We start from the raw sequence: 14,803 nt of genomic DNA on the forward strand, positions 1-14,803 counted from the left end.
GCCCGCGGCCTCCCGCCGCCGGCCGCCGGCCCGCCGGGGCGGCCGGCTGCCGGTGCTGCTCACCGCCGTCGGCCTGCCCGTCCTCGGCGGTGTCGCGGACGAGCTCGGGGGCCCCGGGGTCGGCGTGCTCTTCGCGGTCGGTGCGGTCGGCGGGACGGGTGCCGCGGCGGCGCTGTGCAGCCGGGCTGGCCGCTGGTGGGTCGTCACCGCGGCCCCGCTCGTGGTGCTGCTCGGCGCCGCCGGCATCGAGTACCTGGCGAACCGGGACGCGTACCAGGGCAAGCAGCTCGGCACCGGCGCGCTGCGGTGGGTGGTGGGGGCGTTCCCGGTGATGGCGGCGGCGGTGGGGGTCGCGCTGCTGGTCGTCGCGGTCCGCATCGCGCTCGACCGCCGACGGCTCCGCAGGGCGGGCACCCCGGCCGGAAGGAGCCGTCGTGGCTGAACGCGCCGCCCGCCTCCGCCCGCGCGGCCGCGCCCCGCGCCGCGGCCCCGCCCCGCTGACCGTCGCCGGGCGCACGCTCGCCTGCACCGTCTCCATCGCCGTCCTCGGCGCCAGCGGCTTCACCTGGTACGAGTACCGCAGCCTCGACGACGGCATGACCAAGTCCACCGCGCTGAGCGAGGCCAAGAAGAACGCCCCGCCCCACCTCGACAAGTCCGTCAACCTGCTGCTGATCGGCCTCGACAGCCGCAAGGACATGGACGGCAACGACCTGCCCAAGCAGTTCGTCGAGGACGAACTGCACGCCGGGTCGAGCGAGATCGGCGGCTACAACACCAACGCCCTGATCGTCCTGCACATCCCGGCCAACGGCGGCAAGGTCACCGCGCTGTCCGTCCCGCGCGACGACTACGTGCAGACCCTCGGCGCCGACGGCAAGATGCACAAGATCAAGGAGGCCTACGGCATCGCCAAGGTGGCCGCCGAGCAGAAACTCGCCGGCAAGGGGCTCTCCAAGGCCGACCTGGAACGGCAGAGCCGCGAAGCCGGACGCTCCGCCACCATCCAGACCGTGCAGGGCTTCCTCGACGTCCCGATCGACCACTTCGCCGAGGTCAACCTGATCGGCTTCTACGACATCGCCAAGGCCGTCGAGCCGATCCAGGTCTGCCTCAACCACCCCGTCGACGATCCGATCACCGCCCGCACCGCCGCCCACGAGGGCGGCGGCACCGGCCTCAAGCTCCCCGCCGGCATCAGCTCCCTCAACGCCGCCCAGGCCCTCTCCTTCGTCCGCCAGCGCCACCACCTCGCCAACGGCGACCTCGACCGCACCCACCGGCAGCAGGCGTTCATCTCCTCCGTCGAGTACCGGCTCAAGCAGCAGGGCATCCTCAACGACTTCGGGCAGATGCAGAAGCTGTTCGGAGTGGTGAAGAAGGACGTCGTCATCGACAACGAGTGGAACATCCTCGACTTCGCCCAGCAGGCGCCCAACCTCACCGGCGGGAACGTCGAGTTCAACACCCTGCCGATCACCGGGTTCAAGACCGTCGGCGGCCAGGAGGTCAACACCGTCAACCCGGAGCTGATCAAGAAGATCGTCCGGCAGCTGTTCAACCGCGAGCCGGCCCCCGTCCAGGCCGTCCCCGCACCCACCGAGACGGCCGCCGAGACCGCCACCCCCTCGCCGTCCGCCGCCTCCCCGACCGCGACCAGGGCCGTCGTGGACGTCAACGCCGTCGCGGGCGCCGGCACGGCCGCCACCGAGTCCAAGGCCCTCACCGAACTCGGCTACCAGCCGGGGAGGATCGGCGACGCCGCCGCCAGGACCAGGGCCACCACCGTCGCCTACGGCAGCGGCGCCAAGGCCGACGCCCAGCAGCTCGCCACCCGCTACGGCGTCACCGCCACCGCGGCCGCCGTCGTCGCCCCCGGCCACATCGTCGTCACCCTCGCCGTCACCCGCACCCCCAGCCCCTCCGCCGCCGCCACCACCGGGCCGGGCGACGCGGCCACCGACCCCGCCGCCGGCCTCCCCATGCAGGGCCCCGCCGTCAAGGCCGGCGGCATCCCCTGCGTGGACTGACGGGGGCGGCGGGCGCCGCGCGGCCGCACCCACGAGGCGGTGGGCGAACCGGCCCGGCGGCCGAACCGGCCGTCACGGGAGGGGAGTCCGGCCCCGGGCGCGCTGGACGAGCAGGCCGACCAGCCACAGCAGGACCGCCGTGGCGCCCACCGCGGCCAGCACGTAGGTCGCGGGCATGTCGTCGTTGGGGTAGTGGTCGCCGGCCACGCGCACGGTGGCCGGGTCGTCCGCCGCCGCCTCCAGGGGGACGGTCATCCCGACGTGCGGCTTCTCGACCCGTTTGAGGCCGAGCGCCGACGTGCGGTAGTCGCGATCCCCCACCCGGTAGGTGACGGTGTAGAGCCAGCCGCCCTTGCGCAGGGCCGCGGCGCTGACCGTCCCGTCGACCCGCAGCGGCGCGGCGTCTATCCGGCTCGCGGCCCGCCACTGCGCGGACGCGGCGAACAGGCTCCAGCAGAGCACCAGCAGCGAGACCACCGCGCCCGCCAACGGAAGGGACCACACCCGGCGTAACACTGCCTTCATGGCCCGGACGATACCCGCCCCGTGACGGGCCGTCGGTGGCCGGGGCGCCGCCCCCTTCGAGAACGACACGGCGGTGGACTTCGCCGACGGCCTGGCGCCGACGCCGCCGGATCAGGGGGAGGAGCCGTTCCGAGGCTTCGTCAATTCTGCTTCCTGGCAAGCCAGTAGAGCAGTGCGGCCAGACTGGTGGCCGCTCCGAGGAGGCAGACGGCCGTCCAGCCCCAGTGCTCGTAGACGACGGTGGAGCCGATCGCGCCCGCCGCACAGCCGGCGGAGTAGAGGAGCATGTACCCGGCGGTGAGCCGGCTCTGCGCCTCGGGGCGGACCTGGTACAGCAGGTGCTGGTTGACCACGTGCACGGACTGAAGGCCGTAGTCGATCACCACCATGGCGAGCACCAGCCACCACACCGAGTGCGGCAGCAGGGCCGCCGGGATCCAGGCGGCGAGCATGGCCAACAGGCCGATGCCGGCGGTGCGTTCGGCCCGGCCGCGGTCGGCCTGGCGGCCCGCGCGGCCGGCACCCAGGGCTCCGGCGGCGCCGGCCAGGCCGAACAGCCCGATCTGGGTGTGGCTGAGGCTGAACGGCGGGGCGGCGAGCGGGAGCACCATCGGGGTGAGCAGGACGGTGATGGAGGTGAAGGTGAGCAGCGCGAGGACCGCCCGGGCGCGGAGCACGGGCTCCTCGGCGAAGAGGGTGAACACCGAGCCGATCAGCCGGGGGTAGCTGATCCGCGCGGTCTGCCTGGTCTGCGAGGTCTGCGAGGTCGGTGCCGACGGGCGGTGACGTTCGGCCGGGAGGACGGCCGCGACGGCGATTGCCATCGCGCCGGTGGCGACGGCGGACACCACGTAGACGGCGCGCCAGCCGGCCAGGTCGCCGATGGTGCCGGCGACGGTGCGGGCGAGCAGGATGCCGACCACGATGCCGCTGGTGACGGTACCGACCACCCGGCCCCGGTCGGCTGGCGCGGCGAGCGAGGCCGCGTACGCGACGACGACCTGGGCGACCACCGCGAGGACTCCGACGGCGGCCATCGCGGCGAGCATCAGCGGCGCGGAGGGGGCGAGCGCGACGGCGGCGAGGGCGAGCACGGAGAGCCCGAGCTGGGCGGTGGTGAGGGTGCGGCGGTTGACGTGGTCGCCGAGCGGGACGAGCAGCAGCAGGCCGAGCGCGTAGCCCGTCTGGGTGAGGGTGCCGACGAGCCCGATGGTGGCCGGGTCGATGCCGTAGTCCGCGGCGATGAGGTCGAGCAGGGGCTGTGAGTAGTAGACGTTGGCGACGGCGAGGCCGCAGGCGACGGAGAGGAGCCAGGCGGCGGCGGGTGGCAGGCCGCGTGGGGGCGCTTCGGCGGCGGTGGCGGCGGTGGCGCGGGTGGGCGAGGTCATGGGCGGGACTTCCTGGTGGCGGGCGCGGCCGGACTGGTTTCAAAGTGCTACCGAGCCACCCTGGCATACTGTGGTTTCAATAAGCAACCACGCGACTCGCCGCTAGGCTGGGCGCCGACCGGTGGAAGGTGGGAGAAGTGCCGAAGCGCACCACGCACGAGGAGTCGACCTGCCCGGTCGCCCGCCCGCTCGACGTCGTCGGCGACGGCTGGACGCTGCTGATCGTCCGCGACGCCTTCGACGGGCTGCGCCGCTTCGGGCAGTTCCAGAAGAACCTGGGCCTCGCCAGGAACATCCTCTCGGCCCGCCTCACCAACCTGGTCGCCAACGGGGTGTTCGAGCTCGCGCCGGCCGCCGACGGCAGCCCGTACCAGGAGTACGTGCTGACCGAGAAGGGGCGCGCCCTCTTCCCCGTGATCACCGCGCTGCGGCAGTGGGGCGACCAGTGGTTCTTCGCGGAGGGCGAGCCGCGCGCCCGGCTGGTGGAACGCGGGACGGGCGCGCCGATCGAGGCGATGGAGGTCCGCGCGGCCGGCGGCCGGGTGCTGGGGCCCGAGGACGCCGAGGTGCTGCTGCCCTGAGACGCGCCGCCGCCACCGGCGGACGGGCGGCCGGTGGCGGCGGGTGGTGGCGGGTGGTGTGGGGGAGTCGGGCGGATCAGCTGGGGGTGGCGCTCCCGGCCGTCGCGGTCTTCGGGGGTTCGGTGGCCGTCGCGGTGGTGCCGGGGGCCGTGCCGTTGGTGGTGTTCGTCGTGGTGGAACCGGTCGTGGTTGCCGGGGCCTTGGTGCTCGGCGTCTGGGTCGGGGTCTGGGTCGGCGTCTTGGTGGTGGACGAACCCGTGGACGACCCCGTCGAGGAGCCTGCGGACGACCCCGTGGACGAGCCGGTCGAGGACCCCGTCGAGGAGCCGGTGGACGCGGACGAGGTGCCGGTCGTCTTGGTCGTCCCGGTCGGGGTGCCCGAGGACGTCGCCCCGGACGAGGTCGCTCCGGAGGACGTGGCCCCCGAGGACGTCGCCCCGGACGAGGTCGAACCCGAGGTCGTCGCCGAGCCGGACCCGGAGGTCGCCCCGGAGGTGGCCCCGGAGGACGAGGCGGAGGACGAGGCGGAGGTCGAGTGCGACGTCGAGGCCGTGCCCGCCGGCGTGGTGGGCGTCATCTTCCCCGGCGGTGGGACGCCCGGCGCCAGCGGCCCCTTGGGCGGTCCGACGTTCCGGTCGACCACGTCGATCCGCCCGGTCAGCCGGGAGAACCAGCCGCCCGTCTCGATGTTCACCAGGATGATCTCGGTCACCGGCTGCGGCGCGGGCACCACGACGACCAGCGTGGTCGGGTGGAAGCCGGCCCATGCCTTCCCGGTGTACTTGGCGTCGCTCACCAGCACCGGCGGCTTCAGCGGGTTGCCGCAGGAGCAGCGCACCCGGGGCACGCCCTGGGAGTCCACCAGGACAGCGGTGCCGGCCTGGAGCGCGGACTGGTACTCGGCGACGGCGCCGCTCTTGTAGTTGTGGTTGGTGACCCGGGTGTCCACCCGCAGGTAGGCCGAGGTCAGCGAGCGCAGGTAGGACGGGATGTCGGACTGCTGGACGCCCGCGGCGGAGGCCCAGGCGCGGCCGGAGTCCCCGCTGGAGACCATCCCGATCAGGCGCTCGGTGTCGCAGCTGGGCCTGGTCATCGTCCCGCCGTACAGCCCGGCGGAGCTGCCCTCGACGCTGTGGATCACCGCCGGGGAGGCGGCCGTGGACCGGCCGCCCGGCCCGGACTGCGGTGCCTGCCCGGACTGCGGCTCCTGGGCGGGGGCGGGGGCGCTCACCCCCTGGGTTTCCACCGATGGGGTGAACGGGTCCGGGCCCGGGTCGGCCGGGGCCTGGAGGGCCACCTCGTTGGCGGCCGGCAGGGTGTCGTGGTGACCGCCGCCCTGGCTGTTCACGATCAGTACGGTGGCCACCACGGCCACCGCCAGCGTGCCAGCGGCCAATGCGAGCCCCCGCCCGGAGCGCCACCACGGCGTGTGCGGCCCCCGACCGCCGCCGGAGGACGGCCCTGACGGACCAGATGGACCAGACGGCCCGGAAGGCCCGGAAGCGCCGGATGACCCGGGCGGCGGCCCGAACTGGCCGCCGCCCGACGGGGGACCGGCCAGCGGGCCGGACGGGGGGCCGTGGGGCGGCTCGCTCGGCGGGCCGGACGGGGGCGGTTGGGAACTCATCGAGGCTCCGTTTCGCAGGCGGCCGGCGGATGCGCCGACCCGGGAAGCTCCTGCCACTGGCCTCCATTTCCCCCCGGCTCCCCACCCGCCGCAACAGCAGGTGCGGGAGCCGTCGCCGAGCGTGCCCGCCGGGTGTCGGCCACCCTGGAACGCGAAGCCCGACGCACCGAGGAGGCGCCATGCAGCAGCCCACCACCCGGGTCGCGGGCCCGCCCGGCGCCCTGCGCGGCTGGCTGGACGCGCTCGCCGTGGTGCTGGCCGGGTTCGCCGCCATGGCGGCGGTGGCCGCGCTCGGCCTCTGGCTGGCCGGCGCCGACGACCTCCCGGGGGGCGGCTTCCCGGCCGTGCTGGCCGGGGCGGTGGTACTGGCCGTCGGCGGCGCCGTCCAACTCGACGGCGGAGCAGGGCAGTTCGCCGCAGTGGATGCCGGGATCAGTGCCATGCCGCTGTCCGTCTCGCTGGCCGGTGCGGTGGTGATGGCCGAGGTGTTCCTGCGTCAGCTGCGTTTTCGCGCGGTGGCCGGCGGCGGCGAACTGCTCGGCCGGATCGCCCGCACGGTGGTGCTCTGGCTGGTCGCCCTCGCGCTGCTCACCCTCGGCGCCCGGCACACCTTCGTCGTCCCGCTCGGCGGCGACCTGGCACAGACCATCGGCGGCGCGCTCGGGCTCACCCCGGAGGTCGGCTTCCACGCGGACGCCCCGAGCACGGTCGGCATCGGGCTGGCCTGGCTGCTCGTCGTCCTCGCGGGCACCTTCGCGGTGTCCCGGCGGGCGCCGCTGCCGCGCGCCCTGCTGCCCTACCAACTGGCCGTCCGCCCAGCCGCGTTCGCGCTCTGGCTGGTCCTGCTGGCGTACCTGGTGATCGGGCTGGCGGCCGGGGTGCTGACCGCGATCGTGCACGGCAACGCCCGGCAGACCCTGGCCGTGCTGCTGCTCGCCCTGCCCGACCTGGTCTGGCTGGCCTTCGGCGTCGGGCTCGGCGCGCAGTGGCACGGGCGGCTCAGCGGCGCGCTCGGCCTGCCGGTGCCCAGGCCGCTCGCCGAGGTGCTGCGGGCGCCGGACGGGCAGCAGGCCACCATCAGCCTGGGCACCCTCGCCGACCAGGACGCGCGCAGTTGGTGGCTGCTGCCGCTGGCCGCCGTGCTGCTGCTCGCGGCCGGCTTCCTCGCCGCGTACCGCTCGCCGCGTACCGTCCGGCTCTGGCAGCACGCCGTCCGGTTCGCCCTGGCCAGCGCGGTGACGGTGCTGCTGGTCGGGCTCTGGACCAGGGCGGACGCCGACTACGGGCTTTCGGTGCTCGGCGTCGGCCTCGGCCAGGGCGGCCTCGGCGACCTGATCGGCTCGCTCCTCGGCGGCGCCAACCCACTGGCCGGCCTCGGCAGCGGCAGCCTCACCCTGCGCCCGGTGCTGTGGACGGCCGTCCCGCTGGCGGCGGGCTGGGGCCTGCTGGCCGGCGCGCTGGGCGCCCTGCTGGCCGCCCGCACCGGCCGCCGGGGCGAGGTCACCAGCGGCGACGTCCCCGGTGGCGAGGCCTCGGGTGGCGAGGTCTCGGGTGGCAAGGCGCCCGGGGCGGGGTGACGGCTGCCGGGCGGCGCGCGCTCAGAACGCCTCGGCGATGAGGATCGCCGCCGCCGGCAGCGCCTGGGCGAGGGCGCCGCGCCAGACCCTCGGCTCCGAGGCGAAGAGGGTGATCCCGCCGGCGGCCATGAACGCGGCGACGTAGCTGATCACGGCGCGGCCGGAGGCGGCGTGCCCGGTGTGCAGCAGGACCAGTCCGGCGACCAGGCCGAGCGCCAGGAACAGGTTGTAGAAGCCGACGTTGAAGCGCCACAGCCGGACCTCCGGCGCGTCCGCCGTGCTGCCGGTGAGCAGGAAGCGCACCCGCGGGTGGCCGTACAGGAAGCTCTCCAGCGGCCACGCGAGGAGGTGGACCGCGGCGGCGATCACGGCGAAGACCTGGCTCACGGCGTTCATGGCGGTCGGCTTCCTGAGGGGTCGGTTTCCTGGCGGGTCGGTTTCCTGGCGGGTCGGTTTCCTGGGGGGCGGTGGACGGTACGGCGCTCACCACGGCGGCGGGTGGACGACCGGGGCGGCCCACGCGGGCGGCTCGGGCACGACGGCCGCCGCGGCGAGCCCGGGGACGACCGCCTGGACGACCTGGGTCGGCGGCCCGTTCCCGCTCCCGCTCCACGCCCTCGGCGCGGCGCCGAGGCCGGGCACGACGGCGGTGGCCGCGCGCAGCTCGGCGACGAACTGCAGGCAGCTGGCGTAGCGGTCCTGGGGGGCCTTGGCGAGCGCCCGGGCCACCGCCGCCCCGACGGCGGCGGGCAGGTCGGGGCGGTGGTCGCGCAACGCGGGCGGCGGGTCGTTGAGGTGCGCCCAGAGCAGCGCCACGTCGCTCTCCCGGCGGAACGGCGGGGCGCCCGCGAGCATCTCGAAGACCACGCAGCCGAGGCCGTACTGGTCGCAGCGCCCGTCCAGCGGCTTGCCGGAGATCTGCTCGGGCGCGGCGTAGTCCAGCGTTCCGACGATCTGGCCGACGCTGGTCAGGCCGCTCAGCGAGAGGGACTTCTTGGTGAGGCCGAAGTCCGCCAGGTACAGGTGCTCGGGGTGCTCGCTGTCCGTCCCGGCGGCGACCAGCACGTTGCCGGGCTTGACGTCCCGGTGGACCAGGTCGTGGTCGTGCGCGGCGTCGAGCGCGGAGGCGATCTGCAGGGCCAGCTGGGCGGTCCGCTCGGCCGAGAAGGGGCCGCCCCGGTTCATCAGCCCGCGCAGGTCGCCGCCCTCGACGTAGCGCATCGCGATGAACAGGATGCCGTCGTGCTCGCCGGCCTCGAACACCGGGATGATGTGCGGGTGGTCGATCGCGGCGGCGGCCTCGGACTCGTGCATGAAGCGCTGCCGGAACACCTCGTTGCGGGCCAGTTCGGGGGCGAGCAGTTTGACCGCGACGGTCCGGCCGAGCCTCAGGTCCTTGGCCCGGTACACCACGGCCATGCCGCCGCGGCCGATCTCGCGCTCCAGCCGGTAGCCGGCGATCCGGCGCCCGACCATGCCGGCCGGCAGGCCGGGTGCGGACGGCCGGTCGGGGTGGTCGAGCTGGTCGGGATCGTCGGCACGGCCGGGGTGGTCGGACTTATCGGCATGGTCAGGGTGGTCTTCGGGCACCCGTTCGGCCGGGGTCACGGCGCGCCCGGCCGGGTGGGGGCGTACGGAGCGGGCGCGGGCCCCGGCGGGACGGCGGGGGCGGGCGACGGCGTGGGGGACGGTGTGGGCGACGGAGTGGGCGACGACCCGGGCACCGGCCGGTCGGTGGCCGCGTACGTCTGGAGCTGGAGCCCGTCGCAGTAGCACCAGCGGTCGCGCACCGGGTCGAACACCCAGAGCGCCTCGGCGTCCACGACCAGGCCGATCCGCAGGCCACGGGTCCGCTCCCGGAAGGCCTCCAGGTCCAGGGCGCCCGCCGCGAGGTCCTCCAGCAGGGCCCGGTAGCGGGCCACCGCGGCCTCGGCCTCCACGAGCGCCGGGCGCGGGTCCGCCGTCCGGGCGGGCGGGCCCCCGGCGGTGGGCGGCGGCTCCGGGAGGGCGACCAGCAGCCGGCCGTCGACCCAGGCCGTCCAGCCGTTGGAGCAGAGGATCTGCGCCCAGTCGCCCTGCCGGGCGACCACCCGCACCGGCAGCAGCGCGTCCAGCCGGGTGGCGGGCCGGGCCGGGTCCGGGGCCGCCCAGGTGGCCATCCCGGCCGGTGGGGCGACGTGGGTGGGGCGGAACGCGAACTCGTCCATGGGCGGCTACATTTCCTCCGCCGCGCGAGCCCGCGGCTGCGCGCGGTCATAGCGATGGGACTCGCACCACAGGTCGCTTCCCACTGTACCGGCGGTGGTCGGTCGGGGCCCGGGGTCGCCCTTCGAGGCTCAGCGCCGCATGATCGCGGGCTCGTGCCGCCGCAGCAGGGCCAGCACCAGCAGCCCGTACGCGACCGCGAGGCCGGGCAGCACCGCGATGTCGAACAGCCAGCCGGCGCGCTCGTGGCGGAACATCGGGTCGGCGGTGATCGCGGTCGGGAAGATGCCGTGCAGCTCGACGGTGCGGGCCATCGCGGCCATGCCCCAACGGGACGGGATCAGCCAGGCGAACTGCTCCAGCCCGGGCACGCCGTGCAGCTTGAGCATCAGGCCGCTGAAGACGATCTGCACCACCGAGAGGAGCACCAGCAGCGGCATGGTGGCCTCCTCCTTGTCCACGATCGCCGAGACCACCAGGCCGAGCATCATCGCCGAGAACGCCAGCAGCGCGACCGCGATGATCAGTTCGGGCAGCTGCGGCATCACCACCCCGGTCGGCACCGCCCAGGAGAGGTCCACCCCGGCCAGGCCGACCACGGTCAGCACGGCGGCCTGGGCGACCGTGACCGTGCCGAGCACCACCACCTTGGAGACCAGGTACGCCGATCTGGACAGTCCGACCACGCGCTCGCGGCGGTAGATCGCCCGCTCCTTGACCACCTCGCGCACCGAGTTGGCGGCGCCGGTCAGCAGGCCGCCGATGCACAGCGTGAGCAGGCAGTTCACGGCGTTGTCGGGGGTGAGCCGGGAGCCGGCCATCACCCGGCACATCAGGCCGATCACGAAGGGCAGCACCACCATGATGGTCAGGAACAGCCGGTCGGCGGCGAGCACCGCGGTGTACCGGCGCACCAGGGTGCCCAGCTGGGAGAACCAGCCCTGCGGCTTCTCCCAGCCGATCGGGTCCCGCCCGGCCGCCGGTGCCTGCGCCGGCCCCGCCGTCTCCGGCGCTCCCGATGCCGCGGCCGGCGCTCCCGGCACGGCGGCCGGCGTCAGGGACACCGCCTCGGCGGCGACGTACCGCTCGTACTGCGGGGAGCTGCGGAAACGGCGCTGCCAGGCCTCGTGGTCCTCGCTCTCGAAGGCCTCGAAGGCCTCCGGCCACTCCGCGAAGCCGAAGAACGCCAGCGCCTCGCCCGGCGGGCCGTAGTAGGCCGTCCGGCCGCCGGGGGCGAGCACCAGCAGGCGGTCGCACACGTTCAGGCTCAGCACGCTGTGCGTCACCACGACCACCGTCCGGCCGTCGTCGGCCAGCCCGCGCAGCATGTGCATCACCGAGCGCTCCATGCCCGGGTCCAGACCGGAGGTCGGCTCGTCGAGGAACAGCAGCGAGGGCTTGGTGAGCAGCTCCAGCGCGACGCTGACCCGCTTGCGCTGGCCGCCGGAGAGGCTGCCGATCACCTGGTCGGCCCGGCCGGCCAGGCCCAGCTCGTGGACCACCTCGACGACCCGGGCCTCCCGCTCGTGCTTCGCGGTGTCGCCGGGGAAGCGCAGTTCGGCGGCGTAGCCGAGCGCGCGGCGGACGGTGAGCTGGGTGTGCAGGATGTCGTCCTGCGGCACCAGGCCGATCCGGCGGCGCAGTTCGGCGTAGTCGCGGTAGAGGTCGCGCCCGTCGTACAGCACGGTGCCCTCGTCGGCGGGGCGCAGCCCGGTCAGGGCGTTGAGCAGGGTGGACTTGCCGGCGCCGCTCGGGCCGGCCACCGCCAGCAGGGCCTTCTCGGCGAGCGGGAAGCTCACGTCGTCCAGCAGCACCCGGTGGTCGGAGCCGACCCGGACCACCAGGTGCCGTACGTCCAGGGAGATCTCGCCGGTGTCGGTGTACTCGACCAGGTGGTCGTCGGAGAGGCAGAGCGCGGAGTGGCCGATGCCGACGATGTCGGCCGGGCCGACCGGCGCCCGCTGCACCGGGCGGCCGTTGTGGTAGGTGCCGTTGTGGCTGTCCAGGTCGACGATCTCGTGGCCGCCGCCGGGCAGTTCGCGCAGTTCGGCGTGGTGGCGGGAGACCACCAGGTCGTCCAGGACCAGGTCGTTGTCGTGCGAGCGGCCGATCCGGACCGTGCGGCCGGGCAGCTGGAGCACCGAGCTGGGGCTGCGGAAGGTGCCGGAGGCCTGCGGGGCGAGCAGGGAGGGCCGCTCGCCGGGGTCGGGGCGGGGCAGGCCGGCGAAGGTCGCGGACGGGCCGTCGGCCGGGTCGCCGAAGCGCAGCCGGGTGCCGGGGCCGATGTCCTCGCGGTCGACCCGGTGGCCCTGGTCGTAGGTGCCGTTGGTGCTGCCGACGTCCTCCAGCAGCCAGTGCCCGTCGGTGGCCCGCAGCACGGCGTGGTGCCAGGAGACCCGGGGGTCGTCCAGGACGATCTCGCTGGTCGGGTCGCGGCCGAGGTGGTAGGCCAGGGCCGGGTCGATCAGCAGCGACCCGGTGTCGGTGACCAGGACGAGGGGCGGCGCGGTGGGTGCGCCCGGGCGCTCTCCCATGCTGGGCATTCTATCGCCGCAGCAGTCCAGCGGCCTTTCCGGATCCCGGGATTGGACTGGACCACTGTGACGGCGCGGCACTATCGTTCGGCGTGCCCGCACGCCACCCGCAGAACAACCGGGGACGGAACGCATGAACAGTTGGCCGGTGTTGCGAAGATCCCGGACTGTCAGGGCCGGCCGCGCCCCCGGAACGGTGCTGCACTGCGGCCTGATGGACACCATGCTGGCGGACCTCGCCGTCTCGGTCGTGCTCTACTTCGACCAGGCGCTGGACGAGGACCGGCTGGCCGCCGGACTGGCCCGCGCACTGGACCGGGTGCCGGTGTTCGCCGGGCGGCTGCGCACCGGCGGGGGAGGCGCCCTCGAAGCGGTCTGCGACGACTCCGGCGTCCCGCTGGACGTCTACACCGTGGCCGGCACGCTCGCCGAGGCGATGGGCCGGGTGACGGCCGCCGGCTCCGAACTGGTCGATCCGGTGGACGCCCCGGCCGCGCGCGGCGGCGGCGTCCCGCTGCTCACCGTCCGGGTCACCCGCACCGGCGACGGCGGGACGGTGCTGGGATGCTCCTGGCACCACGCGATCGGCGATCTGCACAGCTTCATGCTGCTGCTGCGGATCTGGTCGGCGGCGGTCGAGGACGAGGAGCTGCCGGAGGCCGAACTGGTCGAGGACCAGGACGAGTTGCTGGACCGGGTGCTCCCGGCCGAGGACTGCGGACGGCCCGGCTTCCGGGTGCCCTCGACGGCGCAGGCGCAGCTGCTGGCCCGCGAGGTGGCGGTCGGTCCGCGGGCCAATCGGACCGTCCAGATCTACTTCGGGGACGCCGAAGTCGAGCGGATGCGCGCGGAGTTCAGTGCGACGGCCGGCCGGCGGCTCTCCTCCGGTGACGTGCTCTGCGCCCATGTCGTCAGCACCATACGGGAGTTGGACGGCGACGGGGCGGAGCGCTGGCTGACCGTACCGGTCAACGCCCGGCGCTGGCTCGGACTCTCACCCGCCCTGGTGGGCAACCTGCTGGGCGACGTCCACGTGTCGCACCGGCCCGAGGACGGCCCGGCGGTGCTCGCGGGCGCGCTGCGGGCGGCGGTCGAGGAGTTCCCGGCCGCCCACCTCAACCTGCGTTCCAACCTGGGCTTCCTGGCCTCGCTCGGCCGCTCCCGGCTGCGGGACTGCGTGCCGCTGGGCTTCGACCCGCAGGAGCGCCGGTTCAGCTTCTCGAACTGGAGCCGGTTCGGGGCCTATCGGGTGAGCTTCCAGGGGCACCGGCCGGTGTTCTTCAGCCCGGCCGCCAACTACCCTCTTCCCTGGGTGAGTTGGACGGTCGAGGGGTTCGGCGGAGCCGGCTACCTGACCACCGTGGTGCTGCCGGCCCGGCTCGCCGCCCGGGTGCGGGGGGCGGAGGGCCGGGCCGCGCTGCACCGTTTCCGGACGGCGGCGGACGAACTGCCCGCGTCGGCCGCCGCCGTCCCGAAGGTGGTCTGAGCCGCACCGCGTAGTGCGAGGCACGACGCGCGGGGTGAGCCGCGCCCCGGCCGCGCTACACGAAGGCGGCCTCGATCGCCGTCCACAGCTGCACCCGGGCGCGCAGCGCGGTGCGGACGGTCTCGGCGCACTCGTCCCACTTGGCCTGGTCGTCGCCGCACAGGTCGATCAGCATCTGCATCGCCATCGGGGTGTGCTGTTCGCCGTCCACCTCGATGTGCCGGGCCAGGTAGTCCTTGAAGACGGTGAGCACGCCGTCCGGGTCGTCGATGCCGACCACCTGGGCGAACATGTCCGGGATCAGGTCCTCGCGGCCGAAGGCGAAGGCGGCGGCCCGGCAGTGCACCGGCGCGTTCTCGATGATCGACCAGGTGGTGCCGGTGAAGTCGACGGCGGCCTGCGGCACCGCGGCGGCCTTCAGCGCCTCCGGGACGGCGGTGCCGGTGCCCAGCAGCCCCAGGAACTCCTCCACCGGGCCCGGGTCGGCGCCGGCCTGCCGCATGCCCTCGACGTACAGCTCGAAGTGGCTGGTGTAGCCCTCCCCGAGTTCGTCGCTCTCCTCGACCAGCACGATCTCGTTGATCAGCCGGCGGCTGGCGGTCGGCCCGCTCGGGACCCACGGGACCTCGACGCTGGTGAGGTCGCGCTGCAGGCTCTTCAGCAGCGACATGAAGTCCCAGACCGCGAAGACGTGGCTGTCCAGGAAGGTGCGGACGCGCCCGATGCTGGTCAGCCCGCCGTACACGCCGTGGCCGACCACCTCGCGGCGCAGCGGGTCGATGGCCTGCTGGAGGCTGGTCAGGCCGGGGTGCGAACGGTCCCAGTGGTAGCGGTTGGTGGACAAGGCGGC

13 protein-coding genes are annotated in these 14,803 nt (G+C 74.6%); 5 read left to right on the forward strand and 8 right to left on the reverse strand.

Annotation, left to right across the window (positions count from 1 at the left end):
- Positions 1-442: DUF6542 domain-containing protein (locus ACFVX9_RS06315; protein WP_387980711.1), on the forward strand; the 442-nt coding region annotated here is incomplete at its 5' end.
- A complete protein-coding gene (locus tag ACFVX9_RS06320; protein WP_380481862.1) occupies positions 435-2,030 on the forward strand; it encodes an LCP family protein in 1,596 nt (531 codons plus the stop codon). The genes ACFVX9_RS06315 and ACFVX9_RS06320, both read left to right, overlap by 8 nt.
- A gap of 72 nt (positions 2,031-2,102) precedes the next feature.
- Here the strand turns inward: ACFVX9_RS06320 and ACFVX9_RS06325 are convergent, their stop codons facing one another.
- Both ACFVX9_RS06325 and ACFVX9_RS06330 read right to left on the reverse strand, forming a co-directional pair.
- Positions 2,103-2,555 carry a hypothetical protein gene (locus ACFVX9_RS06325; protein WP_380481864.1) on the reverse strand — a complete coding sequence of 151 codons (453 nt, stop codon included), beginning with the start codon at positions 2,553-2,555 and terminating at the stop codon, positions 2,103-2,105.
- Between the two features lie 140 nt (positions 2,556-2,695).
- Positions 2,696-3,943 carry an MFS transporter gene (locus ACFVX9_RS06330; protein WP_387980714.1) on the reverse strand — a complete coding sequence of 416 codons (1,248 nt, stop codon included), beginning with the start codon at positions 3,941-3,943 and terminating at the stop codon, positions 2,696-2,698.
- A gap of 137 nt (positions 3,944-4,080) precedes the next feature.
- Here ACFVX9_RS06330 and ACFVX9_RS06335 point away from each other — a divergent pair, with 137 nt between their 5' ends.
- Positions 4,081-4,524: a helix-turn-helix domain-containing protein gene (locus ACFVX9_RS06335; RefSeq protein ID WP_063350649.1), complete on the forward strand. Its 444-nt coding sequence runs from the start codon at positions 4,081-4,083 to the stop codon at positions 4,522-4,524.
- A 76-nt stretch (positions 4,525-4,600) separates the two neighbouring features.
- Here the strand turns inward: ACFVX9_RS06335 and ACFVX9_RS06340 are convergent, their stop codons facing one another.
- A complete protein-coding gene (locus ACFVX9_RS06340) occupies positions 4,601-5,920 on the reverse strand; it encodes a DUF6777 domain-containing protein (RefSeq protein ID WP_387980716.1) in 1,320 nt (439 codons plus the stop codon).
- A gap of 410 nt (positions 5,921-6,330) precedes the next feature.
- Between ACFVX9_RS06340 and ACFVX9_RS06345 the strand changes: the two genes are divergently transcribed.
- Entirely contained in the window at positions 6,331-7,728 is a 1,398-nt protein-coding gene (locus ACFVX9_RS06345) for a streptophobe family protein (RefSeq protein ID WP_387980718.1), read from the forward strand.
- A 21-nt stretch (positions 7,729-7,749) separates the two neighbouring features.
- Here the strand turns inward: ACFVX9_RS06345 and ACFVX9_RS06350 are convergent, their stop codons facing one another.
- The 4 genes from ACFVX9_RS06350 to ACFVX9_RS06365 form a co-directional block, all read right to left on the reverse strand.
- Positions 7,750-8,124, reverse strand: a complete 375-nt coding sequence (locus ACFVX9_RS06350; protein ID WP_387980720.1) for a DUF1304 family protein — start codon at positions 8,122-8,124, stop codon at positions 7,750-7,752.
- Between the two features lie 87 nt (positions 8,125-8,211).
- Positions 8,212-9,204: a serine/threonine-protein kinase gene (locus ACFVX9_RS06355; protein ID WP_380481985.1), complete on the reverse strand. Its 993-nt coding sequence runs from the start codon at positions 9,202-9,204 to the stop codon at positions 8,212-8,214.
- 128 nt (positions 9,205-9,332) lie between these two features.
- A complete protein-coding gene (locus ACFVX9_RS06360) occupies positions 9,333-9,935 on the reverse strand; it encodes a hypothetical protein (protein ID WP_380343251.1) in 603 nt (200 codons plus the stop codon).
- Between the two features lie 129 nt (positions 9,936-10,064).
- Positions 10,065-12,467, reverse strand: a complete 2,403-nt coding sequence (locus ACFVX9_RS06365) for an FHA domain-containing protein (RefSeq protein WP_387980722.1) — start codon at positions 12,465-12,467, stop codon at positions 10,065-10,067.
- Between the two features lie 214 nt (positions 12,468-12,681).
- On the opposite strand from ACFVX9_RS06365, the gene ACFVX9_RS06370 reads away from it, so the two are divergent.
- Positions 12,682-13,953: an acyltransferase gene (locus ACFVX9_RS06370; protein ID WP_387980724.1), complete on the forward strand. Its 1,272-nt coding sequence runs from the start codon at positions 12,682-12,684 to the stop codon at positions 13,951-13,953.
- Positions 13,954-14,008: 55 nt separating this feature from the next.
- Here ACFVX9_RS06370 and ACFVX9_RS06375 read toward each other — a convergent pair whose 3' ends face one another.
- Positions 14,009-14,797, reverse strand: coding sequence for a DUF3050 domain-containing protein (locus tag ACFVX9_RS06375; RefSeq protein ID WP_380481878.1), 789 nt, complete (start codon positions 14,795-14,797; stop codon positions 14,009-14,011).
- Positions 14,798-14,803: the final 6 nt, after the last annotated feature.

Source organism: Kitasatospora sp. NPDC058243 (genome assembly GCF_042882025.1).
Lineage (GTDB): Bacteria > Actinomycetota > Actinomycetes > Streptomycetales > Streptomycetaceae > Kitasatospora.